30 protein-coding genes are annotated in these 26,418 nt (G+C 35.5%); 21 read left to right on the top strand and 9 right to left on the bottom strand.

Annotated elements, in window-relative coordinates; genetic code table 11:
• The first annotated feature begins 74 nt into the window (after positions 1-74).
• Both MHI40_RS11140 and MHI40_RS11135 read left to right on the top strand, forming a co-directional pair.
• Positions 75-764, top strand: coding sequence for a tRNA (adenine(22)-N(1))-methyltransferase (locus MHI40_RS11140; protein WP_340762694.1), 690 nt, complete (start codon positions 75-77; stop codon positions 762-764).
• A gap of 3 nt (positions 765-767) precedes the next feature.
• On the top strand, positions 768-1,886 hold the full coding sequence (locus MHI40_RS11135) for a Nif3-like dinuclear metal center hexameric protein (protein WP_340762693.1): 1,119 nt from the start codon (positions 768-770) through the stop codon (positions 1,884-1,886).
• A gap of 43 nt (positions 1,887-1,929) precedes the next feature.
• On the opposite strand, the gene MHI40_RS11130 is transcribed toward MHI40_RS11135, so the two are convergent.
• Together MHI40_RS11130 and vrrA are read right to left on the bottom strand one after the other, a co-directional pair.
• Entirely contained in the window at positions 1,930-2,907 is a 978-nt protein-coding gene (locus MHI40_RS11130) for a 4-hydroxy-3-methylbut-2-enyl diphosphate reductase (protein WP_093538373.1), read from the bottom strand.
• Positions 2,908-2,973: 66 nt separating this feature from the next.
• Entirely contained in the window at positions 2,974-3,480 is a 507-nt protein-coding gene (gene vrrA, locus MHI40_RS11125; RefSeq protein ID WP_340762691.1) for a VrrA/YqfQ family protein, read from the bottom strand.
• Positions 3,481-3,584: 104 nt separating this feature from the next.
• On the opposite strand from vrrA, the gene MHI40_RS11120 reads away from it, so the two are divergent.
• From MHI40_RS11120 to MHI40_RS11100, 5 genes are all read left to right on the top strand, one after another.
• Positions 3,585-4,883: a DEAD/DEAH box helicase gene (locus MHI40_RS11120; RefSeq protein WP_093538375.1), complete on the top strand. Its 1,299-nt coding sequence runs from the start codon at positions 3,585-3,587 to the stop codon at positions 4,881-4,883.
• A gap of 12 nt (positions 4,884-4,895) precedes the next feature.
• Entirely contained in the window at positions 4,896-5,780 is an 885-nt protein-coding gene (locus tag MHI40_RS11115; RefSeq protein WP_340762690.1) for a deoxyribonuclease IV, read from the top strand.
• Between the two features lie 638 nt (positions 5,781-6,418).
• Positions 6,419-7,186: a metal ABC transporter ATP-binding protein gene (locus MHI40_RS11110; protein ID WP_340762689.1), complete on the top strand. Its 768-nt coding sequence runs from the start codon at positions 6,419-6,421 to the stop codon at positions 7,184-7,186.
• A complete protein-coding gene (locus MHI40_RS11105) occupies positions 7,183-8,031 on the top strand; it encodes a metal ABC transporter permease (protein WP_093538378.1) in 849 nt (282 codons plus the stop codon). Before MHI40_RS11110 ends, MHI40_RS11105 begins: the two co-directional genes overlap by 4 nt.
• Positions 8,028-8,438 carry a Fur family transcriptional regulator gene (locus MHI40_RS11100; protein WP_340762687.1) on the top strand — a complete coding sequence of 137 codons (411 nt, stop codon included), beginning with the start codon at positions 8,028-8,030 and terminating at the stop codon, positions 8,436-8,438. Before MHI40_RS11105 ends, MHI40_RS11100 begins: the two co-directional genes overlap by 4 nt.
• A gap of 53 nt (positions 8,439-8,491) precedes the next feature.
• Here MHI40_RS11100 and MHI40_RS11095 read toward each other — a convergent pair whose 3' ends face one another.
• The 5 genes from MHI40_RS11095 to MHI40_RS11075 form a co-directional block, all read right to left on the bottom strand.
• The gene (locus MHI40_RS11095) at positions 8,492-9,109 is read right to left on the bottom strand and encodes an NAD(P)-dependent oxidoreductase (RefSeq protein WP_340762686.1); all 618 of its coding nucleotides are present in this window, start codon (positions 9,107-9,109) and stop codon (positions 8,492-8,494) included.
• A gap of 160 nt (positions 9,110-9,269) precedes the next feature.
• On the bottom strand, positions 9,270-9,848 hold the full coding sequence (locus tag MHI40_RS11090; protein ID WP_093538381.1) for a hypothetical protein: 579 nt from the start codon (positions 9,846-9,848) through the stop codon (positions 9,270-9,272).
• A gap of 12 nt (positions 9,849-9,860) precedes the next feature.
• Positions 9,861-10,985: a flavodoxin-dependent (E)-4-hydroxy-3-methylbut-2-enyl-diphosphate synthase gene (ispG, locus tag MHI40_RS11085; RefSeq protein WP_093538382.1), complete on the bottom strand. Its 1,125-nt coding sequence runs from the start codon at positions 10,983-10,985 to the stop codon at positions 9,861-9,863.
• A gap of 93 nt (positions 10,986-11,078) precedes the next feature.
• On the bottom strand, positions 11,079-11,399 hold the full coding sequence (locus MHI40_RS11080; RefSeq protein ID WP_093538383.1) for a hypothetical protein: 321 nt from the start codon (positions 11,397-11,399) through the stop codon (positions 11,079-11,081).
• 49 nt (positions 11,400-11,448) lie between these two features.
• Positions 11,449-11,949: a DUF1189 family protein gene (locus tag MHI40_RS11075; RefSeq protein WP_093538384.1), complete on the bottom strand. Its 501-nt coding sequence runs from the start codon at positions 11,947-11,949 to the stop codon at positions 11,449-11,451.
• Between the two features lie 171 nt (positions 11,950-12,120).
• On the opposite strand from MHI40_RS11075, the gene MHI40_RS11070 reads away from it, so the two are divergent.
• The 11 genes from MHI40_RS11070 to MHI40_RS11020 all read left to right on the top strand — a co-directional run bounded on the left by MHI40_RS11070 (position 12,121) and on the right by MHI40_RS11020 (position 23,793).
• The gene (locus MHI40_RS11070; RefSeq protein ID WP_340762683.1) at positions 12,121-13,752 is read left to right on the top strand and encodes a Na/Pi cotransporter family protein; all 1,632 of its coding nucleotides are present in this window, start codon (positions 12,121-12,123) and stop codon (positions 13,750-13,752) included.
• Positions 13,752-14,231 carry a DUF456 domain-containing protein gene (locus MHI40_RS11065; RefSeq protein WP_340764482.1) on the top strand — a complete coding sequence of 160 codons (480 nt, stop codon included), beginning with the start codon at positions 13,752-13,754 and terminating at the stop codon, positions 14,229-14,231. Before MHI40_RS11070 ends, MHI40_RS11065 begins: the two co-directional genes overlap by 1 nt.
• Positions 14,232-14,350: 119 nt before the next feature.
• Positions 14,351-14,959, top strand: coding sequence for a superoxide dismutase (locus MHI40_RS11060; RefSeq protein ID WP_093538385.1), 609 nt, complete (start codon positions 14,351-14,353; stop codon positions 14,957-14,959).
• 116 nt (positions 14,960-15,075) lie between these two features.
• Positions 15,076-15,279: a hypothetical protein gene (locus MHI40_RS11055; RefSeq protein WP_340762682.1), complete on the top strand. Its 204-nt coding sequence runs from the start codon at positions 15,076-15,078 to the stop codon at positions 15,277-15,279.
• A 278-nt stretch (positions 15,280-15,557) separates the two neighbouring features.
• The gene (locus MHI40_RS11050; RefSeq protein ID WP_093538386.1) at positions 15,558-17,759 is read left to right on the top strand and encodes a peptidoglycan D,D-transpeptidase FtsI family protein; all 2,202 of its coding nucleotides are present in this window, start codon (positions 15,558-15,560) and stop codon (positions 17,757-17,759) included.
• Positions 17,760-18,205: 446 nt separating this feature from the next.
• Positions 18,206-19,183: a PstS family phosphate ABC transporter substrate-binding protein gene (locus MHI40_RS11045; protein WP_340762681.1), complete on the top strand. Its 978-nt coding sequence runs from the start codon at positions 18,206-18,208 to the stop codon at positions 19,181-19,183.
• A 258-nt stretch (positions 19,184-19,441) separates the two neighbouring features.
• Positions 19,442-20,299: a phosphate ABC transporter permease subunit PstC gene (gene pstC / locus MHI40_RS11040; protein WP_445678311.1), complete on the top strand. Its 858-nt coding sequence runs from the start codon at positions 19,442-19,444 to the stop codon at positions 20,297-20,299.
• Between the two features lies 1 nt (position 20,300).
• A complete protein-coding gene (gene pstA, locus MHI40_RS11035) occupies positions 20,301-21,179 on the top strand; it encodes a phosphate ABC transporter permease PstA (RefSeq protein ID WP_340762679.1) in 879 nt (292 codons plus the stop codon).
• 26 nt (positions 21,180-21,205) lie between these two features.
• The gene (gene pstB / locus MHI40_RS11030) at positions 21,206-22,009 is read left to right on the top strand and encodes a phosphate ABC transporter ATP-binding protein PstB (RefSeq protein WP_419958589.1); all 804 of its coding nucleotides are present in this window, start codon (positions 21,206-21,208) and stop codon (positions 22,007-22,009) included.
• Between the two features lie 18 nt (positions 22,010-22,027).
• A complete protein-coding gene (gene phoU, locus MHI40_RS11025) occupies positions 22,028-22,687 on the top strand; it encodes a phosphate signaling complex protein PhoU (RefSeq protein WP_093538391.1) in 660 nt (219 codons plus the stop codon).
• A 446-nt stretch (positions 22,688-23,133) separates the two neighbouring features.
• Complete coding sequence (locus tag MHI40_RS11020; protein ID WP_340762678.1) at positions 23,134-23,793, top strand: hypothetical protein; 660 nt, start codon at positions 23,134-23,136, stop codon at positions 23,791-23,793.
• A 596-nt stretch (positions 23,794-24,389) separates the two neighbouring features.
• Here MHI40_RS11020 and MHI40_RS11015 read toward each other — a convergent pair.
• Positions 24,390-24,860: a hypothetical protein gene (locus MHI40_RS11015; RefSeq protein WP_340762677.1), complete on the bottom strand. Its 471-nt coding sequence runs from the start codon at positions 24,858-24,860 to the stop codon at positions 24,390-24,392.
• Entirely contained in the window at positions 24,860-25,210 is a 351-nt protein-coding gene (locus tag MHI40_RS11010; protein WP_340762676.1) for a hypothetical protein, read from the bottom strand. Before MHI40_RS11010 ends, MHI40_RS11015 begins: the two co-directional genes overlap by 1 nt.
• Before the next feature lie 175 nt (positions 25,211-25,385).
• Here MHI40_RS11010 and rpmG point away from each other — a divergent pair, with 175 nt between their 5' ends.
• From rpmG to MHI40_RS10995, 3 genes are read left to right on the top strand one after another with little or no spacing between them, the layout of a single operon-like run.
• Positions 25,386-25,535: a 50S ribosomal protein L33 gene (rpmG, locus tag MHI40_RS11005; protein WP_093538394.1), complete on the top strand. Its 150-nt coding sequence runs from the start codon at positions 25,386-25,388 to the stop codon at positions 25,533-25,535.
• A 59-nt stretch (positions 25,536-25,594) separates the two neighbouring features.
• On the top strand, positions 25,595-26,185 hold the full coding sequence (locus MHI40_RS11000) for a 5-formyltetrahydrofolate cyclo-ligase (protein WP_340762675.1): 591 nt from the start codon (positions 25,595-25,597) through the stop codon (positions 26,183-26,185).
• Positions 26,182-26,376 (top strand): YqgQ family protein, encoded by a 195-nt coding sequence (locus MHI40_RS10995; RefSeq protein WP_093538396.1) that lies wholly within the window; start codon positions 26,182-26,184, stop codon positions 26,374-26,376. The genes MHI40_RS11000 and MHI40_RS10995 overlap by 4 nt, the downstream gene beginning before the upstream one ends.
• Positions 26,377-26,418 lie beyond the last annotated feature (42 nt).

Genomic DNA, 26,418 nt, shown 5'->3' with positions numbered 1-26,418 from the left:
ACCTTTGATTCTGTAAAAGAATCGAGGTCTTTTTTCTTTTTTGCTATAATAGTTAATGAAGAGGTGTTGAAACAATGAATGCAAAAAATTTGTCGACTAGACTGAGAACAGTCGCTACCTTTGTAAAAGAAAATACTACTTTGGCGGATATCGGTAGTGATCATGCTTATTTACCATGTTTTTTGGTACATGAAGGTGTCATTTCTAAAGCTATTGCCGGAGAAGTAGTCAAAGGTCCATTTGAATCTGCTCAAAAACAAGTAATAAGTGAAGGACTTCAAAGTAATATTGATGTTCGTTTCGGGAATGGTTTAGAGGTCATCACGGCTAACGACAATGTCCAAACGGTTACTATAGCTGGAATGGGTGGTCCGCTTATAGCTTCTATCCTAGAAACCGGAAAAGAAAAACTTACCACTGTGGATACATTAATCTTACAACCAAATGTTCATGCCAAAGCTATACGAGAGTGGGCTATTCAAGAACAATGGAAGATAGAGCAGGAAGTAATTTTAGAAGAACACGATAAAATTTATGAAATTCTTGTATTAGTCAAAGGGCAAATGAAACTTTCGGAAAAGGAATTATTAGTTGGACCAATTTTGAGTAAAGACAAATCGCCTGTATATCTAAAGAAATGGACCAATGAAGTAAATGAATGGCAACGGATTGTAGATGAGCTTAACAAATTACAAGGAACTGAAGTACAGCAAAAGAAACAATTACTCGAAAACAAAATTGCCTTAGTAAAGGAGACTTTATAAGCGATGAAGGAAACAAATGGGCAATATATTATTTCCCTTTTCGAACAATGGGCACCAAAGTCTTTGGCAGTTGAAGGAGATCCAGTAGGTCTTCAAATTGGGACTCTTAACAAAACTATAACTAAAGTGTTGGTTACTTTAGATGTAAATTTAAAAACAGTAGAAGAAGCTATTGTAAATGGTTGTGAGCTGATTATTGCTCATCATCCTCCTATTTTTCGCGGATTGAAAAATATGCGAACAGATTTACCTCAGGGCATGTTAATAGAGAAATTGATAAAGCATGATATTGCTGTATATGCTGCTCATACCAATTTAGATATTGCTGCAGGTGGGGTAAATGATTTACTTGCTACTGCTTTGCAACTAGAAAACATAAATATTCTAGAGCAGACTAGCTCTGAACAACTAATGAAGCTGGCGGTCTTTACTCCTAAGGAATCAACAGAGCTAGTTAGAACAGCATTAGCAATTGCGGGTGCTGGTCAAATTGGAGATTACACGGATTGTAGTTTTACTTCAGAAGGAGAAGGAAGGTTCAAACCGTCTAGCTTAGCAACTCCTTTTATTGGACAAGTGAATGAATTAGCAGTAGTAGAAGAAGATAAAATAGAGGTTGTTTTTCCTATTTCTATGAAAAGTAAGGTGTTAAAAGCATTACTGACAAGTCATCCATATGAAGAACCTGCTTATGACTTAATATTGCTAGATATAGAAGTCAATGAAAAAGGTCTTGGGAGAATTGGAACACTGCCGCAAAGCCAAACATTAGCTGACTACGCAGAAGTAGTTAAAAAACAACTGAATGTACCTTTTGTTCGAGTGGTAGGAAATTTGACGAAGGAAGTTAAGAAAGTTGCTGTTCTTGGTGGAGATGGCAATAAATATATACAGACCGCTAAAAGAGCTGGAGCGGATGTGTTTGTAACAGGTGATTTATATTTCCATGTGGCACAAGATGCAGAAGCTATAGGTTTAGCTGTTATAGATCCGGGTCATCATGTGGAACAAATTATGAAAATTGGTGTTGCGGAGTATATGACTAAGGTTTGTATGCAACACAAACTTGCTGTTGAATTCATCCCATCCAACATTTCAACGGAACCCTTTCAATTGATTTAATAGAATATAAACAAAAAAGCTGCTCTCTAGTGAGCAGCTTTTTTTATTTAACTGGATAAGGTTCAATTCGATCTACTGGTTTTGGTACTTTAATTTTAGGTAAAATTTTGGATGGTATTGTTTTTTTCGTTGTATCGTGAGTTTCCGGGTCGTTTGGATCATACTTTTCTAAGAATTGAATAACTTCTTTTACTATTGGAGTAGGTGTGGAAGCACCTGCTGTCACTGCAACATGAGAAATATTATCCAACCATTCCAATTGTAGTTCGGAAATGTCGCCAATTCGGTAAGAAGGTGTTCCAGCGATTTCCTCTGAAACTTGTGTCAATCTATTAGAATTGTTACTCATAGGATCTCCAACTACTATTAAAAGTTCCGCATCTCCAGCTTGTTCAGCAACCGCTTCTTGACGAACCTGAGTAGCTAAACAAATTTCTTTATGGACTTCAATATGAGAGAACTTCTCTTCTAATTTCTTCATTAAATCCACAACATCCCATTGAGACATTGTAGTTTGATTGGTAACGAGTAATTTATCGGTCTTAATAGTTAAATTCTCAATGTCCTCTAACGATTGAACTAGATGTACCTTGTCTGGAGCTACACCTATTGCACCTTCTGGCTCTGGATGACCTTTTTTACCAATATAAATAATGTCATAGCCTTCAGCTGTTTTTTCTCTTATGAGATCATGCGTAACTGTAACATCTGGACATGTAGCGTCTATTGAAACAAGGCCCTTTTTACGAGCTAACTCTTTCACTTCTGGTGAAACACCATGTGCGGTAAAAATAACCGTACCTGTATCGACTTTTGATAATATATCTAAGCGATTTTCTCCGTCTAACGTAATTATGCCATCCATCTCAAATGCATCTGTTACATGTTTGTTGTGGACGATCATTCCCAAAATATATATTGGCCTTGGCAGAGAAGTATCTAATGCAGCATTTCGAGCAATTACCATTGCATCCACTACACCATAGCAGTATCCTCTAGGCGAAATTTTTTGAACTAACATTTACGTAACTCCCTTCAATACGAGCATACTCATATTATAACGGAGCGGCTAGACGATTACAAAACTTTAAATTGGAGGCTGGAAAATTCTAGGTATTGATGCTCCGTTTGTTAGAGAAGCAGCAGTACTAGTTGCTCTCGCAGCTGTTGAAGCAGCTGCAGCAGCACCTAAATTACCAGTAACGGCAGTAGTAGCAGCTGGTACAGATTGAAAACCACGGTATAACTTTAACAGTGCTGGTACATTTTGTATCATAGGAGCAAATTGTCTAACCATTGGTGTAAGCTGCTGGGCAGTATTTAAGAATTTGTCGGCTGTTTGTAGGTAACCCATAGTTTTCGATACTGGTTGACCCTGTTGAAAGCCTCCTGTGGGAGCAGCAGACTGAAATTGACTAAAAAAGTTAGTAGCCGGACCTGCAGGTGCAGTTGGTGGTGGTGGAGGGGGAGCAGCCTGATTCCCTCCCCAAAAATCAAAAGAATTATTTGGAACATTCTGAGGACTTGAATTAGACATGCCAAAAAAGTCATTTCCCTGATTTTGGGCAAACGGATAAAAAGATTGGTAACGCATTTTTTCATCTCCTTTCGAACAGCAAAGACTATTATATTCTATGCAAATTGTACGTTTTATGTACAATCGTGGTACAATAAAGAAATGTGAGGGAGTGACGTACAATGTCAAAATATACAGATTATAGTTTTCAGCCTTTTTTATTAGATGCAATAGAAAAATTAGGCTTCCAAGAACCAACGCCAATTCAAAAAGAAATGATTCCACTTGTATTAAAGGGGAAAAGTGCGATTGGTCAAGCACATACTGGAACAGGAAAAACACATAGTTTTTTAATCCCAATTGTTGAAAAAATAGATGCTAGTAAAAGAGAAGTACAAGCAGTTATTACATCACCAACAAGAGAGCTTGCAACGCAAATTTATAAAGAGTTGAACAAGCTAGTAGAAGGCACAGATATTCAAACAAAATTATTTATTGGTGGAACGGATAAAGCTCGTTCAATCGAAAAATTAAAAACTCAACCACAAATCGTAGTTGGAACGCCAGGTAGACTTCGTGATCTTACTGTAGAGCAAGCACTACTTGTTCATACAGCAAAAGTTTTAGTTGTAGATGAAGCTGACTTAGCTTTCGATCTTGGCTTTATCAATGAAATTGATCAATTTGCATCTCGTATGCCTGATAAATTAGAAATGTATGTATTTTCTGCTACAATTCCAGAAAAATTACAACCTTTCTTAAAAAAATATATGGATTCACCAGTCCATATAAAAATAGGCGAGAAACGTCGAGTAGCAGAGGGTATTGAATTTATTGTAACTCCGGTTCGAAGCAAATCTAGAAAGAAACGCTTGTTGGATGTAATGGAAGGTATTAATCCATACTTAGCCATTATATTTACAAATACGAAACAACATGCAGACGAAGTAGCGCATTATTTAGAAGGAAATGGTGTCAAAGTTGGTGTTGTTCATGGCGATATTTCACCTCGTGATCGTAAACGTGTGATGAAACAAATACATGAACTAGAATTCCAATATATCGTGGCAACCGATTTAGCTGCTCGTGGTATTGATATTCCTGGAGTAAGCCATGTGATTAACTATGAACTTCCAGATGATTTAGAGTTCTTCGTTCACCGCGTAGGCAGAACAGCTCGTGCTGGCATGACTGGGATTGCAATTTCATTATATGAACCATCAGACGAAGATGCTTTAGTGCGCCTTGAAAAAATGGGGATTCCACTAGAGCATAAGGATGTCGTTAATGGTGAATGGTCTGAACTTAAAGAACGCCATGCACGTAAAAATCGTACAAAAAATGAAAATGAAATAGATGCAATCGCTAAAGCCCAAGTTCGTAAGCCTAAAAAGGTTAAACCAGGCTACAAACGTAATATGAAATGGGAAATGGATATTGTGAAGAAAAGAGAAAGACGTATTAAAAACCGCAAGAAATAAGGAGTTGTCATCATGTTATTAGGTTCACATGTTTCGATGAGTGGAAAAGAGATGCTACTGGGTTCAAGTAAAGAGGCTGCATCATATGGTGCAAATACTTTTATGATATATACAGGAGCACCACAAAATACTAGAAGAAAACCAATTGAAGAATTGAATATTGACGCTGGTATCGCTCATATGAAAGAAAATGGGATGTCCAATATCGTCGTGCATGCTCCTTATATCATCAATTTAGGTAATACAACAAAACCTGAGACTTTTGCTCTTGGTGTAGAGTTTTTACAAAAGGAAATTGAAAGAACTGCTCATATAGGTGCTACTCAAATTGTATTGCATCCAGGAGCTCACGTAGGAGCAGGAGTAGAAGCAGGTATTGCTAGAATTGTTGAAGGTTTAAATGAAGTGCTGACAACCGATTGGCCTGTTCAAATAGCTTTAGAGACGATGGCTGGAAAAGGCTCAGAATGTGGTCGCACTTTTGATGAACTTGCACAAATTATCGACGGTGTTGTAAATAATCATCGATTGTCCATTTGCATGGATACTTGTCATATTCATGATGCTGGTTATAATATCGTGGAAGATTTTGATGGAGTCTTAAATGAATTCGATAAAATAATCGGTATTGATCGTTTAAAAGTACTTCATATCAATGATAGTAAAAATGTATGTGGAGCAGCAAAGGATCGACATGAGAACATCGGTTTTGGTGAAATTGGATTTGATGCTTTGCAGTACATTGTGCACCATCCTCAATTGATGGAAATCCCTAAAATTTTAGAAACGCCTTTTGTTGGTGTAGATGCTAAATCGAAGGAAGCTCCATACAAGCATGAGATTGAAATGCTTCGCTCAAAACAGTTTAATGCAGAAGCAATAGATGCGTTGCGCTAACATGCAAGAGCACGTTCTTTTCAAATTAAACGCTGTTTTCTAGATGATTACCGAGCTTATTTATAGGGGTGTTGGTTGGTTGTAACGAGATGTTACAACCAACCAACATCTCTTTTTTCTATAATCTGTGTATGGTGTTTTTCTATACGTCGCCCACTAACTTCGGTCCACAAGAGGCGAGGACGGTACAGCGTTGGTTTGTATCGGAAATCAGTAAGTATTATTGTATTGCAATTACCTATTTTAGAAAGAAATTTTCAGGTATTAACTTCTTTCATCCAAAAGAAGTAGGTGCTTTTTCTTTAATTTCTTTATAAAGTTCCATAGCACGTTGTTCCCCAAGTATTTGAATTAGTTTTTGTTGGATAGCAAGCGGAACGCCAAATAAAAGCCAGGAAAGGGAAATTTCTTTTAGTAATGGATAGACACTTTTTAATTCTTTGTCGGAAATTTCTATATCAAAGCCTTTTACAATTGTTTTAAACTCCTTAATAGAGCATGTTTGTAACTGTTGAACAAATTTATGGATATCCAGAATAACATCCTTCCAAGTAATTTTTATTTACACATGGTGCAATATGGACTATACTAATACTTTGTAAATCGTAATCATTCTTAATTAGAATCGAGGAAAAATAATGGGAAGCCCATTGATCAACTTACATAATATTTCGTACCAATACGAACAAACTAAGGCATTAATCGATATTAATCTTACTATTGCAGAAGGTGACTTTCTTGCGATTATTGGACCTAATGGTTCTGGTAAGTCTACGTTATTGAAAATAATACTAGGATTATTAAAACCAACGAGCGGTGAAGTACTTCTTTTTGGGAAGCCAGTTAATCTGTTTAAAGAGAAAGAACGCATTGGGTATGTTTCACAAAAGTCCAATTCGTTTAATACGGGATTCCCGGCAACGGTGACTGAGGTAGTTAGAAGTGGTTTAGTAAAGAAGACAGGGTTATTTCATCGGTATCCTGCAAATGTTAACAAACAGGTAAGACAAGCGTTAAAATCAGTCGGTATGGATGAATATTCTATGAAAAATATTGGCGATCTTTCTGGAGGACAGCAACAGCGTGTTTTTATCGCTAGAGCGTTAATCAGTAATCCAAATGTATTGATACTTGACGAGCCAACTGTTGGAGTAGATAGCAAAAATGTAAAATCTTTTTATAATATGTTAAGTCATTTAAATCGGGAACATAATATTACCATTGTGTTAGTTACCCATGATGTCGATGCAGTATCCAAAAGTATAAGTCACGTTGCTTGTTTGAACCAGCGAATTCATTTTCATGGTTTTAAAAATGAGATGGACCAGATGAGTGATGAACAATTAGAGGCTTGGTATGGACACGCAGTTCGTAAAGTCGATCATCAAAGTGAGGTAAAATCATGATTGACTCTATTTTTCACTATGAATTTTTACAAAATGCTTTTGCCTCAGGTCTAATCATCGGTTTTATCGCTCCACTATTAGGGGTTTTTATAGTTGTTCGTAGACTTTCGTTGATAGCTGATGCTTTGAGTCATGTAACATTGGCTGGTATTGCTGGTAGCTTATATTTGAGTCAGTCTGTCGGGGCATTGGCCCTATTAAACCCATTATATTTAGGAATAGTCGCATCTGTGACTGGGTCGTTGTTTATCGAGAGATTAAGAAGATTATATAAACACTATGAGGAACTTGCTATACCTATTATCATGTCTGCTGGCCTCGGTTTTGGAGCAATTTTCATCTCATTAGCAGAAGGATTTAGTTCGGACCTATTTAGCTATTTATTTGGTTCCGTATCTGCAGTAAGTCGTCAGGACTTGTGGATTATTATAGGCATTGCATTAATTGTCATAGTATTTTTAAGTTTATTTTTTAAAGAATTATTTGTACTTTCTTTCGATGAGGAATATGCGAAAGCATCAGGACTTCCTGCTAAATGGATTCATGTATTATTTATGATTGTGACGGCATTAGTTATTGCAGGGTCGATGCGAATTGTAGGTATCTTACTTGTTTCCTCACTTATGACACTGCCGGTTGCTGCTGCTATGCGTATATCTAAAAGCTTTAAACAAGCAATCTTGCTATCCGTTATATTCGGTGAGTTATCTGTTATTGTTGGATTGGTTAGTGCATTTTATTTGGATTTAGCGCCAGGTGGAACAATTGTTGTTACTTCAATTATCATTTTACTTCTAACTATTTTTTCTAAAAAGATAGGGAGCAAGGGAGCTGTTTCAGGGTGAATATAGAAAAAGCATGGGATATTTTAAAAAATGAAGGATTTAAAAAAACAGATAAACGCGAGCAAATACTAAGCATTTTTACCGAAACGGAAAAGTATATAACTGCTAAAGATATTTTGAATGTGATGAAAAAAGAACATCCCGGGATGAGCTATGATACAATTTATAGAAATTTAAGTACCTTTGTAAATCTGGGAATATTAGAAGAAACCGAGTTAACAGGAGAAAAACATTTTAGAATGCAATGTGAGGCTGATCATCATCACCATCATTTCATCTGTATGTCCTGTGGCAATATTAAAGAAATTCCATTTTGTCCAATGGAAGTATTGCAAAATGCTATACCAGGCTACGAAATAGAAAACCACAAATTCGAAATCTATGGCAATTGCCCATCCTGTCATTAATAAAAAGTAGCGTAGACCAGTATAAGGTCTACGCTACTTTTTTTGTATATTGCTTAATCACTCAATCCAACGGATGTATTTTCATATTCCTTGTTCATAAGAGCCTTATATATAAAATCTGCTACATTTGCTCTAGTAATAGTTCTACCTGTGCTAGGCACACCCGTTAAAGCCTCTTTATAAACACCTGTAAATTCTTTATCGTTCAAACCCATAGGGCGTACTATTGTATAGGTTAAATGATTATTTCTTATATAACTAACTGCATTTGAATGATCAGTTAGCACATTTTTAAGCATTTTTATCATTAATTTACCCATTAAACCTGGTATCTCATTTTCTATTCCTGCCGAAGCAACATAGACAATGCGTTGGACATTATTAGCGACCATTCCGTCAACAACATTCTTTGTCATCTCTTCTAACTGCGTAGATTTTTTCATACCGGTTGTAGAGCCTAGACAAGAAATAACAGCTTCCTTACCTGCAATAGCTTCTTTAACGGCCGCTTTATCAAAAGCATCACCTTGGATAATAGTTAAACGTTCATGCACCAATTCTAATTTCGAAGGAGACCTCACAAAAGCGGTAACTTCATGTCCTTTATCTAAAGCTAGTTTAGTAAAATGCTTTCCGACACCACCATTTGCCCCAAATACAATAATATTCATACTCTATTCTCCTTCATATTTAAGATAGCATTGCTCTAGTTATTTTAATGTTAAAAGTAAACAAGTTCTAGCTAATAAAAATAGAGTATAAAACCTCAGCGATTTTATACTCTATTATCTATTTTAGCTAGCCTAACTATTCACATGAAACTCTGAAGTTTTACTTTATAGCCATTGAAAATTCTTTTTCAATCCAGTTATTCGCTTCAATCCAATTATTCACTCGGATAACACGAGATGGAACTGGCAACTGATTATAAGGTGTATTAAATAATATTACGGGAATATCAAGTTCCTCACTAATTTCAACGGCATTATCGTGTTTGTCTTCAAAAAATGCATGAACACCATGTCTTCGAGCCGTCTCTATTTTGTTATGTGTGCCAATCAGTTCAATATGATCGTATAACAACTCTTGTTGTTTAAACCAATCTAGTGTAATGTCCATGACATTGTCACCACGAGCAGAGATAAAATATAACTCGTATTTTTCTTTCCAAGCAGATAATACAGCGTGTGCATCTGGTTGAATAGGGGATGTGGCATAAATAGTAGCTTCAGCTTTTTTAAACCATTCGTAAAATTCTTTTTGACTTACTGGAAATGCCTTCGTTAAATCATATTCTTTAATATCTTCTAACTGTAAATTACATTTAAATGCTTCGTTAATATGAGGAAGCAAAGAAGTAGGGGATGTTACTGTCCCGTCTATATCGATACCAAATCGTATATTCGTCAATTACACCATTCCTTACACTTGTGTTTTTTCTTGCTTTTGCTGCTCTTCTAGCTCTTTGTTTGCAAAATATTCTGCTGCAAGTTTGTCTATTTCTACTTTAAGTTCTTCGACCATTGTTTCTTCAGGTACTTTACGCACTGTTTTGCCTTTCATGAATAACAGACCTTCACCACGTGCGCCTGCGATCCCTATATCTGCTTCACGAGCTTCTCCTGGGCCATTAACTGCGCAGCCAAGTACTGCAACTTTAAGAGGTGCTTTAATGTGCGAGATATATTCTTCTACTTCATTTGCAATTTTTATTAAGTCGATTTCAATGCGTCCACAAGTAGGACAAGAAATTAGCGTAGCTGAATTAGAAGATAGTCCGAAAACTTTTAGTAATTCGCGCGCTACTTTTATTTCTTCTACTGGGTCTGCACTTAAGGAAACACGCATTGTGTTACCGATTCCCATGCTTAAAAGTGTACCCAATCCAGCGGCACTTTTGATTGATCCTGAGAAAAGAGTACCAGATTCTGTAATTCCTAAGTGAAGAGGGTAGTCAAATGCTTCGGATGCTTTACGATAAGCCTCTACAGCCAATGTAACATCGGATGCTTTCATGGAGACGATGATATCATGAAAGTCTAAATCTTCTAGTATTTTAATATGATGTAACGCACTTTCTACCATTCCATCTGCAGTTGGATAACCATACTTTTCTAAAATTTTTCTTTCAAGGGAACCAGCATTTACTCCTATACGAATTGGAATACCTTTTGCTTTAGCAGCATTTACAACTGCTTCCACTTTTTCTTTACGGCCAATATTACCTGGGTTTATACGTATTTTATCAGCACCCTGCTCTATTGCGATAAGTGCTAACTTATAGTCAAAGTGAATATCTACTACTAAAGGAATATTAATGCGTTTTTTTATCTCGCCAATCGAGTAAGCTGCACGTTCATCTGGACATGCGACACGTACGATTTGACAGCCTGCTTCTTCTAAACGTAAGATTTCAGCAACTGTTGCTTCTACATCATGTGTTTTTGTTGTTGTCATACTTTGTATAAATAGCTCGTTGCTTCCACCTATTGTTAAGTTTCCAACTCGTACTGGACGAGTTTTGGAACGATGTATTAATCCGCTCATGAAATTCTCTCCTTCTTGAGGCATATGCCATCACTATTCACCATTTTATCAGTCTTTCCAATGAAATGACAAGAAAGAACGCTCTATTTTACATTATTTACATTCAGTTGACGAAGTATAGGTAGGTAAAAGAACATTTTCGCCTGCTTTAAACGCCTGATTTATAAAATGTGGATTAAGCGTGTAGAAGTCAGTAAATCTCTCCGTATAGGTGATTGTTTCACTAGAAGGATATAGGGCAAATAATGAATGTAGTGTATCTCCAGCCATAACTTCCACAGTTATATAATCTAACTCTTTCTCACATGTTACTGGTTGAGAGGAGTAGGCTAGTGGGATAGTTCCTTCGATCAAATCTACTTTAATAATATAGAAAGAAACTAGTAATAGAATAGTTGCTACAAATATTTTCATAAGAAAACCCCCTTACTCTAATCTATGCGAGGTAAGGGGGTACTATGTATTATCTTTTCACTGGATAGTATTTAGTCGTTAAAAAGATAATTATCAAAGTTAGTGTATAGATTACTAATTGAAGATAGTTGTTTGAAACTTGTAAAATAGCCAAAATAATAGAGATTATCATTGGAATTGTACTTGCAAAGAGAGTAGTTCTCCAAATATGACGAAATTCACCTTTTCTCTTTCTAAGCAGAAGAATAATACTACCTATATATGCAAATATACTTATGCGAACAAAAATTAACAAAGTGTTTAATACAAATAAAAATATAAAGGAGAATGGATATAAAAGCCATTGAATCTGGGAAAAATATTCTAGTAAACCTTCCATCGATTGTTGTTGGTCAGAAATTCCGTTGATGAAATAAATAAAAGAGATAATGGACATGATAAATATATAACTAAATATATATTGCATCACTTTGCCAATCGGTATAAGTCGAAAAGCGGCCATTTTTTTAGGACTATGTAAGCTAGATTGAAATAATTGAAATAAACTCAAATGTTGTCACCCTTTCAATCTCATTCTAACATTAAGCAAATAAAAACATAAAGTAGCATTTGCATTGTTAAGAAATTGTAAAGAATGTTTTAATCTATTTACAATACCTTACTGACTACTGAATAATAGAGAAGTATGTGAAAATTGTCGAAAACGGGAGTTGAGTATAGAGTGGAATTAAATTGGCAGGAAATACTCTTTCAATTTTTTGGTGGGCTGGGTATTTTCTTGTTCGCAATTAAATTTATGGGTGATGGTCTTCAAAAAGCTGCAGGTGATAAACTTCGTGATATTTTAGATAAGTATACGACTAACCCGTTTATGGGTGTATTAGTAGGTATAATTGTTACTGTGCTTATTCAATCTAGTTCTGGTACAACAGTTATTACTGTTGGTTTAGTTAGTGCTGGATTCATGAAGCTCCGACAAGCAATCGGTGTAATCATGGGTGCAAATATCGGAACAACTATTACTGCCTTTATCATAGGTTTCGATGTAGGCGGCTATGCTTTACCTATAATGGCTGTAGGAGCATTTCTATTGTTTTTCTTTAAGAAAAACAAAGTGCAGAATCTAGGCGAAGTTATTTTTGGATTTGGTGGGTTGTTCCTTGGTCTTGAACTAATGAGCGATGGGATGAAACCACTGAGAGAACTGAGCACTTTTACTGATTTTACACTTAGCATGAGTGATAGCCCTATTCTCGGAGTATTAAGTGGGACTATTTTCACGTTGGTCGTACAGAGCTCAAGTGCAACTGTGGCGATTCTTCAAGGACTTTATGCGGAAAACCTTCTTTCTTTACAAGGATCACTTCCAGTTTTATTTGGAGATAATATTGGTACAACTATTACAGCGATACTTGCTTCTTTAGGTGCATCAGTTGCAGCTAAGCGTGCTGCGGCTACACATGTATTATTTAATGTAGTAGGTAGTATTATATTTTTAATATTGTTGACACCTTTTACAATGTACATTGAGTGGATTTCCGGTGTACTTGATCTGGAAAATAAAATGCAAATAGCATTCGCACATGGATCATTTAATGTAGCCAATACAATTATTCAATTCCCGCTTATTGGAGCATGGGCTTATCTCGTTACTAAATTTATCCCTGGTGAGGATGTTTCAATCGAATATAAACCAAAACACTTAGATGTTCACTTTATTGAACAATCACCATCTATCGCTATTGGTCAAGCAAAAGAAGAAATATTGCGAATGGGTGCATTAAGTGTGCAAGGACTAGAAACGACATACGCTTATTTAAAAACAAACCTTAAAAAAGATGCAGATTTAGGTTATCAAATAGAAGATGCATTAAATAACTTAGATCAAAAAATTACAGATTATTTAGTGAAAATCTCATCACAACCTTTATCAGTACAAGATTCTAATAGACATAATATATTAATGGACACAGTTCGGGATGTAGAAAGAATTGGAGATCATTTTGAAAATATCATAGAATTAGTCGATTATAAAGAAGTGAATCGTTTATTCCTTACGGAAGATGCTATAAAAGATGTTTCGGAAATGTTCGAGCTTACAATAGAAACTGTTTCTATATCATTGGAAGCATTAGATACGAGCAATGTCGAATTGGCGAAAAAAGTGTCAGAACAAGAAAATGTAATTGACAAAATGGAACGTCAGTTTAGAAAAAATCATATTCTACGTGTGAACCAAGGAACTTGCTCTGGACAAGCAGGAATTGTTTTTGTTGATATTTTAAGTAATTTAGAACGTATAGGCGATCACGCTTCCAATATTGCGGAAACTGTATTAGGTAAAAGAATATGATAGATATAATTGGTTGGATATTAATCATTTTATGTTTTATCGTTGCTTTTATCGGCACGTTTTATCCTATAATCCCATCGGTTGTGTTTATGCTACTGGGATATGTTGTATATGGATTATTTTTCTCCTTTGCAGAGCTGACCTGGTTGTTTTGGGTAATTCAAATTCTTTTTGTTGTATTACTATTCGGAGCGGATATGGTGGCAAATGCTTTTGGAGTGAAAAAGTTCGGAGGGACCAAAGCAGGAGTGTGGGGAAGTACTATTGGGCTCCTTTTTGGCCCATTTGTTATTCCTGTAGCGGGTATTTTAATAGGACCCTTTATTGGTGCTGTCTTGGCAGAACTGATTGTGACACGGCTCGGTTTAAAACAAGCGATTAAATCGGGAGTAGGTTCTTTAATAGGATTTTTAACTTCTTCATTAGTAAAGATTATTGTTTTAGTGATAATGCTTATTGTGTTTATATTCTTTGTGTAATTTCAGTCAAAAGTATGATTATAATTATTTTAGTCGATTTTAATTGAACGATTGTTCATAGTTTGATACGCTAATACATGGAAAGAATTTTCTAAAATATTCTTTAGGAGGAAACAATAATGGCATATGAATTACCAGAATTACCTTACGCATATGATGCACTAGAACCACATATCGACAAAGAAACGATGAATATTCATCACACTAAACACCACAATACTTACGTGACTAACGTAAATAACGCACTTGCAGATCATTCGGATCTACAAGGCAAATCAGTGGAAGAGTTAATCGCTAATTTAGACGCTGTTCCAGAAGCAATCCGTACTGCAGTTCGCAATAATGGTGGCGGACATGCTAACCACTCATTATTCTGGCAAATATTATCTCCAAACGGTGGAGGAAATCCAACAGGAGAATTAGCTTCAGCAATCGACGCTAAATTCGGTAGCTTCGACGCATTCAAAGAAGAATTCGCTAAAGCTGCTACAACACGTTTTGGTTCAGGTTGGGCTTGGTTATCAGTAGCTAACGGAGAATTAGAAGTTTCTTCTACAGCAAACCAAGATTCACCGATTATGGAAGGTAAAACTCCATTATTAGGTTTAGATGTTTGGGAACATGCTTACTACTTAAACTATCAAAACCGTCGTCCAGACTACATCGGTTCTTTCTGGAATGTAGTAAACTGGGATGAAGTATCTAAACGTTTCACTGCTGCTAAATAAGAATTGTCTTCCCGTTTTTAAGTTCTTCCTTCTGTAACAAAGTTCGTACCTGCTGATATTAAGTTGGTACGCAGAGTAGGAAGAAAAGCAGGAGCAGAATAAAAAAATAGTTCGAAATGGAATCAGAGAAGCGTACCGTTGGTACGCCACTCTGGTTCTTTTTTTATGCCCAAAAGGTTGATGCAACAAGGTTTTGTCGTCTTTCAAGCCTGAGAAAAAAGAGGGAAGAAAAGCCTGGGAAAACGCTTGAGAGCCATCCCTTTCCCTTGAAACCTTATCCCTATTACGTACCAACTTCATTACGTTTTAAGCTTGTTTAAAAGCCTGGGAATGAGCCTGAAAGGATCTAAACAGGGAAGAACTTAATATCAGTATAAAGGTAAGGAAAAAGGGGGAAAAGAGGGTGAAAGGCATGTGGAGAAGGAATGGTGAGGAAATGGGGGGAGGGAAGAACTTAAAAACAGAAATACAAGAATTTTGCTAAAGTAACGTAACATCTATAATAATTGAAACTTTGCACACACTTTTTCGTCTAAAAGTGTGTGCTTTTTATGTTACACTGTTCATATGTAAATTATTTAATAAAGAAGGTGAACTCATGCGAAAAATTCCAAATAAACGTGCACAAAATATGAAGGCTAAACAACGAGCAAATATTACATTTCGTATGAACATACTATTTTTCTCGATATTTATCCTCTTTACTATGCTAATACTCCGATTAGGCTATCTCCAAATTGTTAAAGGTGAAGATTACACCCGAGAATTAGCCCGTACCGAGGAAGTACCAGTAAACACTAGTGTTCCCCGTGGTCGTATTTTCGATAGTGAAGGACGTATAATGGTTGATAATCTTCCACAGCGAGCTATTACATATACCAAAATGCAAACAACAAAATCCGAAGATATGTATGAAATTGCAGAAGAACTAAGTCTATTAATAGAAAAAATACCAGCAGGAATTACAAAGAGTGATTTGCAGGACTTCTGGTTAAAAGAAAATCCAGAGGAAGCTCTCGAGTTAGTGAGTGATAAAGAGAGAAAAAAAATAGAAGCAAATGAAGACTTAGACAAAAAAGAGAAAAGTAAAGAAATCAATCGTTTAACTAGAAGCAGAATTACGGAAGAACAACTGAATTCATTTACCCCCGAACAATTAGAAATCATTGCTATTTATCGAGTGATGGCTTCTGGTTATGCATTATCTCCTCAAATTATTAAAGGAGATGACGTTAAGGAAGAAGTTTCAGTGGAAGAATTTGCGCGGGTTTCTGAAAGACTTGGAGACTTAGAAGGAGTAAACACCACGACAGATTGGCGCCGAGTGAAAAATTCATCACTGGCTATCCTAGGCACCACAACACTACCGAAAATAGGTATTCCTAAAGACCGCTTAGATTATTTTCTAGCTCGTGATTATTCTCGAAATGATCGGGTTGGTACAAGTTATATTGAACAACAGTATGAAGAAGTTCTTCAAGGTCAAAAAAGTGTTGTAAAAAATATTACGGATGGAAAAGGAAGAGTAATTGATATTCAAACTGTTTTTGAAGGAGAGCCAGGCAAAGATTTAGTGTTAACAATGGATAGTGAAGTTCAATTAGCACATGAAGAAATTCTTGCAAAAGAACTACTTAAATATAGCAATAGCTATGGTGGTAAGTATTTAAAGCATGCTTATTTTATAATGATGGATCCTTACACGGGTGAGGTGCTTTCCCTTGTTGGAAAACAAGTCGGGAGTAACGAAAAAACGGGAGCAAAAGAAATTCAAGACTACGCATTTGGTGCATTTACTAATGCATATGAAATGGGATCTACTGTAAAGCCTGCTACTGTACTTACAGGTTATCGCGAGGGTATATATTCCATCAATGCCACGTTAGTTGATGAACCTATCCGGATTAAAGGTTCAGCACCTAAGAGTTCCGTATTTAATAGATCTGGTAGCATTCGAGTGAGTGATTTACAAGCGTTGGAACGTTCTTCCAATGTGTTTATGTTTAAAACTGCATTTGGAGTAGCTGGTAAAAACTATGTGCCTAATCAGTCTATCAATTTTGGAACGGAAGCCTTTCTTAAAATGAGAAGTGGTTATGCTCAGCTTGGACTTGGTTCATTAACTGGTATTGATCTGCCTGGAGAGGTAAACGGGGAGACAGGTGGATTTGCAGATGGTAAGCTACTTGATCTGAGTATTGGTCAGTATGATACGTACACTACATTGCAGCTTGCGCAATTTGTTTCTACCATAGCAAACGGAGGAAACAGAATTCAACCTCATGTAGTCAAAGAGATTAGAGAACCTTCTGAAGATGGTGTTCAATTAGGGTCAGTAGTAAAAGAAATGACTCCAACCATTTTAAATACTGTAGATAACTCACGTGCAGAAATAGAACAAGTTCGTAAAGGTATGCAACGTGTCTATTTTGGTGACAAAGGAACCGCTAGAGGTGCATTTGCAAACGCTCCATTTACAGGTGGGGGAAAAACAGGAACTGCTCAAGCTAGCGAGTATGATCGAGATGCAGGGCATTCATTTAATACTGTAAATTTAACGCATGTTGGTTTCGCACCATATGATAATCCTGAAATTGCATACGCACTTGTTATCCCAGATGCTTCCTTAGAATCATCATACAAAACCAATTTTTCTACAGCAATAGCAAAAGAGCTTGTGGATAAATATTTTGAAATTAAGAAAAAAAATAAAGAGACAACCGAAATCGATTCAACTTCTACTTCTCTTATAAAGCCGGCATTTACAAATGCTAAAATTGATGAAGAAGAAAACGATTAATATAATTTACTTAACAAAAAAAGGAAGTGACGAGATCACTTCCTTTTTTTAATAAGAATAAGAAAGTATATAAAAGCAAAGCGTTCTTCTTGAAGTGGGAAATCAATGGCATATCTACATTACTGTTATTTAAAACCGGGCATCTTTTTGCTCGGTTTTTTTATAGCATAAAAGATTTGTGATTGTTAGAAAAAAATAACTGTTAACCCAACAAAGTTAGGCGCTAGAAGGTGGAAATTTATCTTCTGGCGCTTTTTTATGTCTAGCATCTTTTTATCTTCTATATAAAAGTTTTTTACCTTAAGCATTTGCTTTGAACTCTCAAATTTACTCTCACCCCTATTTACAAAAGCTTTACACTCCATTCATACGGTCTAAATATAGAACCTATAAAGTAAATCTTGTAAGTAAAAGAAAACAAAACAACACATAGGGGGATTTACCTGATGAAAAGCTGGAAGTATTTAATGATGACAACAATGGTTGGTTCGGCACTGGCACTAGGAGCTTGTGGAGATGATTCAACTGCAGATGAAGTTGAAAATGAAACTGGTACAGAAGAAGCAGCAACAGGTGAAACTCAAGATGAAGCAACTTTAGAAGGACAAGTATCCGGTGATGGATCAAGTACTGTAGCACCAATAATGGAAGCACTTGTTGAAGAATACGCAGCAGTACAAGAAAAAGTTAAAGTAACTGTGGGTGTATCGGGAACTGGTGGAGGTTTTGAAAAATTCATCGCAGGCACAACAGATTTCTCTAATGCATCTCGTCCGATTAAAGATGAAGAGAAAGCAGAATTAGAAGCAGCAGGAATTGAGTATACAGAATTTAAACTTGCAAACGACGGTTTAACAGTTGTTGTAAGTAAAGATAATGATTGGGTTGAAGATGTAACAGTGGAAGATTTAAAGAAAATGTGGATTGAAGATGGAACAACAAAAAAGTGGTCGGATATTAATGCTGAATGGCCAGATGAAGAAATTATTTTCTACTCCCCTGGAACAGATTCAGGCACATATGACTATTTTGATGAAGTAATTTTGGATGAAGCTGACCTTGTAAAAGCAGCAACACTTTCAGAAGATGATAATGTTCTAGTACAAGGTGTTCAAGCGGATAAAAATGCAATCGGCTTCTTCGGTTACGCTTACTACCTAGCAAACCAAGATACATTAAAAGCAGTGAAAATTGAGGGTGTTGAGCCAAATAACGAAACAATTGAATCTGGAGAATATTCTCCATTATCTCGCCCATTATTTACGTATGTAAGTAACAAAGCATTAGCTGAAAATGCTGCGTTATATGATTTTATGGAATATTCTCTTGAAAATGCTGGAGATATGGCTGAAGCGGTTGGCTATGTTCGTCTTCCAGATACTGAATACGAAAAGGGTCTATCTACTCTAGAAGCTTTAAAATAAGCGAGTAAAAATTGTAACTTCAATTTGTGAGAGATGTACTTTACTAATAAGGGTTGAAGCATGTGCTATTACAGCCTGTTATACCGGGAAAATTGGTAAACGGAAAAGGTGTGGAATGGGTAGCTTCTGCTACTCATTTCTTGCGTTTTGGTAAAAGGGGGATTCACAGTGGGTCAAAAGCACAGGGCTGACAAGCTTTCAGTACAAGAGCTTATTCAAAATTCAAGTGGTAAAAAGCAGAGAAAAATAATAGAAAAGATGATTCCAATCATCCTTTTATTGATCGCTTCTGTATCTGTACTAACGACATTTGGTATTGTTGGAACACTAATTGTTGAAACGGTCATATTTTTTAAAGAAGTAAATATATCTGACTTCTTATTTGGTACCGAATGGTATCCATTTGCAAATACTGAACAATTATTTGGAATACTACCACTGATAGTGGGAACTTTAAAAGTTACTGCTATTGCGGTTGTAGTTGCTGTACCCTTTGGTATTGCTTCAGCAATATTTTTGAGTGAGTATGCAACTGATAAAAGTAGAAGAATTATTAAACCTGTTTTAGAAGTGTTAGCAGGAGTTCCAACTATTGTATATGGATTCTTTGCTTTAACATTTGTTACACCTTTACTTCAACAATTTATACCGGATTTAAAAATCTTTAATGCGCTAAGCCCCGGTATAGTTGTAGGGGTTATGATTTTACCAATGATCGCATCCTTATCAGAAGATGCAATGTCCTCTGTACCGAATTCGATACGAGAAGGCGCTTTAGCCATAGGTTCTACTAAATTAGAAGTAGCATTAAAGGTAGTTCTACCAGCTGCACTTTCAGGCATCACAGCATCGGTAGTTTTAGCAGTTTCAAGGGCAATAGGTGAAACAATGATTGTTTCTTTAGCTGGTGGCTCTACACCAAAATTCGATTTAAATATTACAGAATCAATTCAAACAATGACAGCGTATATTGTCCAAGTTTCTTCAGGTGACGCAGGTTACGGTACAACTATTTATTATTCGATCTATGCAGTTGGATTTACGCTATTCCTCTTTACTTTGTTAATGAACTATCTTGCTCATGTTATTTCCAAAAAGTATCGGGAGGAATATTAATATGAGATATGTGAATCATGAAGCAGTAGTAAAGAAAATGAATAAACGATTAATAGTAAATGGTATATTCAAAGCTATCTTTTTAGCAGCAACGTTATTTGCATTATTAGTTTTGGGAGTACTGTTCTACCGCATCATCTCCCAAGGGGTAAGTTATTTAACTCCTGAATTCTTCCAAAACTTTGGCTCTCGTGTACCCGAAAAAGCGGGTATTAAAGCAGCGCTAGTTGGCTCAATATGGTTAATGTGTGTAGTTGCTCCAGTATCTATTATTTTGGGAGTTGGGACAGCTATTTATCTGGAAGAATACGCTACAAAAAATAAGTTGAATAATTTTATACGAATGAATATCTCAAACTTAGCAGGAGTTCCTTCTGTTGTATTCGGTTTACTAGGGTTAACAATTTTTGTTCGAGCATTAGCACTGGGAAACAGTGTATTAGCTGCGGGCTTTACAATGAGCTTATTAATACTGCCAGTAATAATTGTGGGGTCGCAAGAAGCAATTCGAGCAGTTCCACAAGATGTGCGTGAAGCTTCCTATGGTATGGGAGCTACAAAATGGCAAACAATCATTAATATTGTATTGCCTTCAGCTATACCGGGAATAATAACTGGGGCAATTTTAGCGCTTTCACGTGCTGTTGGAGAAACAGCTCCTTTGGTAGTAATTGGTATCCCGGTAATTGTTCACTTTCTACCCGATAATTTACTTAGCCAATTTACAGCTTTGCCAATGCAAATTTATGATTGGGCAAAAAGGCCGCAAGAGGCTTTCCAATACGTTTCATCTGCAGGTATTCTCGTACTTATGATATTCTTGCTTCTGATGAACTCGGTTGCTATATTTATTCGAAATAAATTCCAAAAACGCTATTAAATACGATGAATATTAGGAGGGACTAAATGATGGTACAAACGTTGGAAAAAGGGTCCGCAAAACAAATGGTAGCTTCTAGCATTGTTTACGATACGCAAAAGTTAAACTTATGGTACGGGAATCATCACGCGCTAAAAAATATAGATTTACAAATTAAGGAAAATGAAGTTACTGCTATAATAGGGCCATCGGGTTGTGGTAAGTCAACATATATTAAAACGTTGAATCGTATGGTAGAATTAGTGCCAACGGTTAAAACATCCGGAGCAATCCTATATCGTGAACGAAATATCTTTGATGCAAATTATGGAGTTGAAGAGTTACGTACAAAAGTAGGAATGGTATTTCAAAAGCCTAATCCTTTTCCTAAGTCCATTTATGACAACATTGCGTATGGACCTAGAATTCATGGTATAAAAAACAAAAAGGTTTTGGATGAAATTGTAGAGAAAAGTTTACGCGGTGCTGCCATATGGGAGGAAGTTAAAGACCGATTAACTACAAATGCCTATAGCCTATCAGGTGGTCAGCAGCAACGCATATGTATCGCTAGATGTCTTGCAATAGAGCCAGATGTTATACTAATGGATGAACCAACATCTGCACTAGATCCAATTTCTACACTTAAAGTAGAAGAACTCATACAAGAATTGAAGCAAGACTATTCCATCATTATAGTGACGCATAATATGCAACAAGCAGCACGTATATCGGATAAAACAGCATTTTTCTTAAATGGGGAAGTGGTTGAATTCGATAAGACAGATGTTATTTTTTCAACGCCTGAAGATAACCGTACAGAAGATTATATATCTGGGCGTTTTGGATGATGAAAGGGGTAATTTAAAATGGTTGGAAGAGAGAAGTTTGATGCAGATTTAAACTTTGTTCAATCTTTGTTACTAGATTTAAGTAATGCAGCTATTGATAATTTAGACAGCTCAATGAATTTTCTTTTTCAGAAAAATATTGAAGGTGCTCTAGCTATACTCGAAAATGATGAGCATATTAACCGTATGGAAGAAGAAATAAATGATCGAGTAATTTTATTAATAGCAAAACAACAACCGGTAGCTACTGATTTACGTAGACTAATGGTACTTGTCAAAATTGCAGCTGATATGGAGCGGATAGGTGATTATGCTTGTAATATTGCGAAGGAAACAATTCGTATAGGAAAAGACGAGCATATTGAGCCGATTGTTTTGCTTGATGAAATGCGCAATAAAACGATTAAAATGCTTAAACAAGTTCTGGATGCCTTTACAAACGAGAACATGGAAGAAGCTAAAACTATAGCCAAACTAGATGATGAAGTAGATGAAATGTATGGGCATATTATTAGAACCTTGCTCAACACAGGAGTTAATAATCCTGCTCAACTAAGCCAAGTTACTCAATTATCATTTGTATGTCGTTATTTAGAACGATCAGCAGACCATGCAACTAATATTGCAGAACGCCTTTTATATTTATTAAAAGGGAAACATTACGAGTTAAATAATTAAATAAGTGATTGTTAAAAAACGGTAGATACCTAAATGGTGTCTACCGTTTTTTAAAGATTGGCTATGTTAAAGATGCGGGTTGGTTTTTCGTAGTTTGTGAAGTGTTACACTTAAACTAACGCAGCAGGTTAGTTGAACAAGAGGTTACCATTAGAATGTACGAAGAAATATACCAAAGGGTGAAAAATCCCCTTACGTATCAATTCCTTAAATTCTCGTTACAGTCTTACGATTTACCGTTAGCACTTCCCTAGTATTCCTTTAAGTTCTACTAAAACAATACCTCCTAACACGTAGTTGGCTTTTTTTTGGAGGACCTCACATATTAAACACTTCAAAATAACATACTATGTATGGAATTGAAAAAACTTTAAATACTAACAATTAATTCTTAATAATATTTTTTTAGGAAAGGAGATAGAATCATTAATCTTAAAAAAAATATAATGAGTGCACTCGTTCTTTTAATACTTATTGGAATTTGGACCTACTCTCATTATGCAAATAATGAGAGTGTATTCGCAATAGAATCCCAAAAAGAATACTCAAATGAAGTACTAATCGAAAATACTAATAATCTAACTAAAAAAATAAAAAATGAACTAGAAAAACAAAACTTTACTATAACGTTTATTGGAATACATCTTCAAAACGAAGAAATCAATATTCGAGTAAATGGCACCCAACAGTATCTAAAAAGCATTGAAAAAGATATTGAAGAAATTGTTTATGAACTAGCACAAAAAACAATTTTTAAAGATTATTCAATTGGAGTTTATAAGGAAATAACTGTTCCAAACGATTCCAATAAATCAACATTAGAAATTAACCAATTATTAAATAAAATAAACACAACAGTCCAAAAAAATCTCGAAATTAAAGGATATACAACGGTTGTAAATATACTCACAAAAAAACAATCCAAAAAACTAATTATAGAAATAAATACATCTATACAAAAAGACAATTTAACTGATATCGATTTAGGAAAAGAAATTGAAAAAGTAACCAGGGAGTCTTTAGTAGAAATTATCCCAACATCAACAACTGAAAACCAAACAGTAGAGATTAATGTCTATAATATTTACCAAGAAAAAATAAACTGAAATTTCGTCCAAAAAAGGCACCCCACAAAAAAACAGCATGGGGGACTCATACAGTTAGAGTTTTCTTATTCAACTAACGAGGTGCTTTAGTAAAAAACGGACACCAAAGTAAAATAAGCGTGGGAGATACATTTTCCAGCTCTTTTTTATGTGCATTTTAAATCAACCTTTATCTTTAACATAGCCTAAAGATTTAACGTATAAAATAAATTTTGAGCATTTGACTCAGATATCCAGGTATTAAAAAAAGATCTATAAAATAGATATTACTGATTTCCGTTTCAGGTGGAGAAGAAAGCTTAAGAGCACCACGGCCAGTGGCAACACCTTTGTAACCAACATCCTGTTGGCCTCCGGAGGCTTGGCTTCAGCCTCCTAGTATCATTTCTCTAGTTACCCAAAATGCACTCTCCAATTTCTAAGGGTTATAGGAGGAGGACTGCCAGGCAAACGCCTTAAGATTACCGAAAAAAAGGAATGCTACTTTGTTGTGACATCCATCACAAAAAACAGCATCCCTAAAAATTTCTCGGTAATCGTATAGCAAAACTTCTGTCCAAAATCCTTCGAAACGAATAAAAACACGTTTTGACCTTTTAGCGTGTAATAGTTTCAGCAATTTGTTTTAAAGACATGGAGGAATTAAGCTCGTAGTTTCCAACTTGGACGCGTCCTGCTAATCCTTGATCAGACAAATAATTATCCATATCGACTTTATTTAAAATGATGCCAGCATCTGCTAGTTTTTCACTAATTTCAGAAGATGTCATTCCTACTTCGATAGAAAGAGTCATCGATGCAGCTGTAGGGGCTTGTTCCTCTGGTGTTTCAGTTTCAGCAGTTTCATTGGGAGCAACTGTTTGTACTTGTTGTGCCGCATTTAAATCAAGCTGTAGCTCTGCTAACTGTTTTTTTACTTCAGTAAGTTCCTGTTGTGCCTGCTTATAAGCTTCGTCTGTAGTTGTAGCAGTGGAACTAATACTCTCTTTTTCGACAAGTTCTTCTATTTGAAATGCAGCACCAGCAAGAAATAATCCAATTCCTATATTTCGAATGGTTTTATTCATTACTTACCACCACCAATTACATATTTAACTTCATCAATGGTTAATGAAGAGCGCACGCTAATTTCATTTAACGAAAAACCTTGTTTATGTAGCTCTAAGACTTGGTTTTTTATAATATCATGGATAGCGGGCTTAGTTTGTTTTTTTATTGGTGTAGAGACTTTTGTAGATTCGATCAGTAATTCTTCTTCTATTACTTTAAGTCTACGTTTAATAGTACTTGTTTCCTGATAAACTGTGAATGATAATTCCTCTAACTCCGACTCCACTTTTTTGGAGGGATCCTTGAAGAAAAAAGAAACTGCGATTAGTACAATACCTATAATCATTATAATGATGGAAAAGTCCATAATACTCACCTCTTATTGTTATATTTCTACACTTATACTAACATATTCGAAAAAACTTTGAATAAATTCTTGGATTAATAGTAGATTTTATTTTGATGTATGCTATAATTGGTTAGTCGTATAAATCATGCTCAAGTTTTATATTTAATCCTGACAAAGAGTGGGAGGGACAACCATGCGCGTTAATATTACACTAGCTTGTACAGATTGCGGAGAGCGCAACTATATTTCTAAGAAAAACAAGCGTAACAATCCAGAACGTCTTGAACTTAAAAAATATTGCTCTCGTGATAAAAAAATGACTACTCATAGAGAAACTAAATAATAACCTAAACCAAAACCGATTATGGTTTTGGTTTTTTTCTATTTCTTGGAGGAATATTGATGACTAAGAAGATTATGAGAAATGCGATGAAAAAAAAATTAACCTCTTTGGATCAAGTAGCATATAATAATCAGTCCAAACAAATTGAAGAAAAGTTTTTACAACAAATAGCAGATTCAGATACTACTACAATCGGATTAACAATATCCAGCTTCCCTGAAGTGGATACATGGAGTATAATAAAAGAGTTATGGAGTATAGGAAAAAAAGTAGTAGTACCTAAATGTACACCCATAGATAGATCCATGATATTTTATGAAATACAAAGTTTTGACCAATTAGAACGAGTTTATATGCATTTACTTGAACCAAATCCGCTGAAAACCAAAGCAGTTGCATCCCAAAACATCGATTTACTCGTCGTACCTGGAATAGTTTATAGTCAACAAGGCTACCGCATTGGATATGGTGGAGGCTATTATGATCGTTTCTTAACGAAATTTGAGGGAGATACTCTATCATTGGCATTTGATATACAAGTTGTTAATGATGTTGAATATGATGTATTTGATCTACCCGTTAATAAGATAATTACACCAACGAATATTTTTCAATGCAAACAGATTCGTGAGAAGGATGAAATAGTATGAATTCAGTATACGACGTTATGCAACTTTTAAAACGATTTGGAATATATGTATACACGAAAGATCGTTTAGCCGATTTAGAAATGATGGAAGATGAAATAAGAGAACTATATAAAATGCAAATGATTGAGTCGAAAGACTTTCAAATAGCTATATTATTATTGAAACAAGAGCAAAGTAGGAGCAAGATTTAAAGGACATCAGAGGCGATTAAGCTCTGATGTTTTATGTTTTTA

The sequence above is a fragment of the Psychrobacillus sp. FSL H8-0510 genome (genome assembly GCF_038008345.1).
Classification (GTDB): Bacteria; Bacillota; Bacilli; order Bacillales_A; family Planococcaceae; genus Psychrobacillus; species Psychrobacillus psychrotolerans.
Note: the sequence above shows the minus strand (reverse complement) of the source record. Positions and strands in the feature narration are given on the sequence as shown.

What these genes read in the sequence shown, in the direction of transcription:
- pstB (WP_419958589.1), top strand. Translation starts at nt 21,206, where the DNA reads ATGATGGTACAAACGTTGGAAAAAGGGTCCGCAAAACAAATGGTAGCT.
- MHI40_RS11015 (WP_340762677.1), bottom strand. Translation starts at nt 24,860, where the DNA reads ATGAATAAAACCATTCGAAATATAGGAATTGGATTATTTCTTGCTGGT.
- MHI40_RS11000 (WP_340762675.1), top strand. Translation starts at nt 25,595, where the DNA reads ATGACTAAGAAGATTATGAGAAATGCGATGAAAAAAAAATTAACCTCT.
- vrrA (WP_340762691.1), bottom strand. Translation starts at nt 3,480, where the DNA reads ATGCGTTACCAATCTTTTTATCCGTTTGCCCAAAATCAGGGAAATGAC.
- MHI40_RS10995 (WP_093538396.1), top strand. Translation starts at nt 26,182, where the DNA reads ATGAATTCAGTATACGACGTTATGCAACTTTTAAAACGATTTGGAATA.
- MHI40_RS11115 (WP_340762690.1), top strand. Translation starts at nt 4,896, where the DNA reads ATGTTATTAGGTTCACATGTTTCGATGAGTGGAAAAGAGATGCTACTG.
- MHI40_RS11105 (WP_093538378.1), top strand. Translation starts at nt 7,183, where the DNA reads ATGATTGACTCTATTTTTCACTATGAATTTTTACAAAATGCTTTTGCC.
- MHI40_RS11010 (WP_340762676.1), bottom strand. Translation starts at nt 25,210, where the DNA reads ATGGACTTTTCCATCATTATAATGATTATAGGTATTGTACTAATCGCA.
- MHI40_RS11080 (WP_093538383.1), bottom strand. Translation starts at nt 11,399, where the DNA reads ATGAAAATATTTGTAGCAACTATTCTATTACTAGTTTCTTTCTATATT.
- MHI40_RS11055 (WP_340762682.1), top strand. Translation starts at nt 15,076, where the DNA reads ATGGAATCAGAGAAGCGTACCGTTGGTACGCCACTCTGGTTCTTTTTT.
- ispG (WP_093538382.1), bottom strand. Translation starts at nt 10,985, where the DNA reads ATGAGCGGATTAATACATCGTTCCAAAACTCGTCCAGTACGAGTTGGA.
- MHI40_RS11130 (WP_093538373.1), bottom strand. Translation starts at nt 2,907, where the DNA reads ATGTTAGTTCAAAAAATTTCGCCTAGAGGATACTGCTATGGTGTAGTG.
- MHI40_RS11120 (WP_093538375.1), top strand. Translation starts at nt 3,585, where the DNA reads ATGTCAAAATATACAGATTATAGTTTTCAGCCTTTTTTATTAGATGCA.
- MHI40_RS11020 (WP_340762678.1), top strand. Translation starts at nt 23,134, where the DNA reads ATGAGTGCACTCGTTCTTTTAATACTTATTGGAATTTGGACCTACTCT.
- MHI40_RS11045 (WP_340762681.1), top strand. Translation starts at nt 18,206, where the DNA reads ATGAAAAGCTGGAAGTATTTAATGATGACAACAATGGTTGGTTCGGCA.
- pstA (WP_340762679.1), top strand. Translation starts at nt 20,301, where the DNA reads ATGAGATATGTGAATCATGAAGCAGTAGTAAAGAAAATGAATAAACGA.
- rpmG (WP_093538394.1), top strand. Translation starts at nt 25,386, where the DNA reads ATGCGCGTTAATATTACACTAGCTTGTACAGATTGCGGAGAGCGCAAC.
- MHI40_RS11095 (WP_340762686.1), bottom strand. Translation starts at nt 9,109, where the DNA reads ATGAATATTATTGTATTTGGGGCAAATGGTGGTGTCGGAAAGCATTTT.
- MHI40_RS11135 (WP_340762693.1), top strand. Translation starts at nt 768, where the DNA reads ATGAAGGAAACAAATGGGCAATATATTATTTCCCTTTTCGAACAATGG.
- MHI40_RS11140 (WP_340762694.1), top strand. Translation starts at nt 75, where the DNA reads ATGAATGCAAAAAATTTGTCGACTAGACTGAGAACAGTCGCTACCTTT.
- phoU (WP_093538391.1), top strand. Translation starts at nt 22,028, where the DNA reads ATGGTTGGAAGAGAGAAGTTTGATGCAGATTTAAACTTTGTTCAATCT.
- MHI40_RS11060 (WP_093538385.1), top strand. Translation starts at nt 14,351, where the DNA reads ATGGCATATGAATTACCAGAATTACCTTACGCATATGATGCACTAGAA.
- MHI40_RS11110 (WP_340762689.1), top strand. Translation starts at nt 6,419, where the DNA reads ATGGGAAGCCCATTGATCAACTTACATAATATTTCGTACCAATACGAA.
- pstC (WP_445678311.1), top strand. Translation starts at nt 19,442, where the DNA reads ATGATTCCAATCATCCTTTTATTGATCGCTTCTGTATCTGTACTAACG.
- MHI40_RS11050 (WP_093538386.1), top strand. Translation starts at nt 15,558, where the DNA reads ATGCGAAAAATTCCAAATAAACGTGCACAAAATATGAAGGCTAAACAA.